The organism is Salipiger mangrovisoli (assembly GCF_015223355.1).
Classification (GTDB): domain Bacteria; phylum Pseudomonadota; class Alphaproteobacteria; order Rhodobacterales; family Rhodobacteraceae; genus Salipiger; species Salipiger mangrovisoli.
Map to the genome: position 1 here is coordinate 1 of NZ_JADFFK010000092.1, position 1,179 is coordinate 1,179.

Here is a 1,179-nt window from a genome sequence, read left to right on the forward strand (position 1 = left end):
ATCGGCACCGGCTACGTGGGGCTTGTCTCCGGGGTCTGTTTCTCGGATTTCGGCCACGAGGTGGTCTGCGTCGACAAGGATCCGCGCAAGATCGAGATGCTCGAGCGCGGCGAGGTGCCGATCTACGAGCCGGGGCTCGACACGCTCATGGCCAAGAACGTCGAGGCCGGGCGGCTGTCGTTCACGCTCGACCTGCAGGCCGCCATCAAGGGCGCCGAGGCGGTGTTCATCGCCGTCGGCACGCCGACCCGCCGCGGCGACGGCCACGCCGATCTCAGCTACGTGATGGCCGCGGCCGAGGAGATCGCCAAGGCGGCCGACCACTACATCGTCATCGTCACCAAATCGACCGTCCCCGTCGGCACCAACCGCAAGGTGCAGGAGGTGGTCGCCGCCGCCAACCCAGGCCTCGACTTCGACGTCGCCTCGAACCCCGAGTTCCTGCGCGAGGGCGCGGCGATCGACGATTTCATGAAGCCCGACCGGGTCGTCGTCGGCGTCGAGAACGACCGCGCGGCGAAGGTGATGGAAGACATCTACCGGCCGCTCTACCTGCGCGATTTCCCGATCGTCACCACCGATCTCGAGAGCGCCGAGATGATCAAATACGCCGCCAATGCCTTCCTCGCGACGAAGATCACCTTCATCAACGAGATCGCCGCGCTCTGCGAGAAGGTCGGCGCTGACGTGAAGAGCGTGTCGAAGGGCATGGGGCTCGACGGCCGCATCGGCAACAAGTTCCTGCACGCGGGTCCGGGCTATGGCGGCTCGTGTTTCCCCAAGGATACCAAGGCGCTGGCCCGCATCGGCCAGGAGCACGCGGCGCCGATCTCGATCGTCGAGACGGTGATCAAGGTCAACGAGGAGACCAAGCGGCGGATGACCGACAAGCTGCTGGACCTCTGCGGCGGCTCGTTCAACGGCAAGAAGGTCGCGGTGCTGGGTGTGACCTTCAAGCCCAACACTGACGACATGCGCGACGCGCCGGCGCTGACCATCGTGCCGGCGCTGGTCGGCGGCGGGGCGAGCGTGTCGGTGGTCGACCCGCAGGGCCGCCGCGAGGGCGAGGCGCTGCTGCCCGGCGTGACCTGGGAGGAAGACCCCTATGCCGCCGCCGCGGGTGCCGACCTGCTGGTGATCCTCACCGAGTGGAACGAGTTCCGCGCGCTCGATCTCAAG

At 67.3% G+C, this 1,179-nt stretch carries 1 protein-coding gene; it reads left to right on the forward strand.

Annotated features, from left to right (window positions below):
• Positions 1 to 1,179, forward strand: a 1,179-nt coding sequence (locus IQ782_RS29590) for a UDP-glucose dehydrogenase family protein (protein ID WP_240989683.1), incomplete at both ends; no start/stop codon positions are given.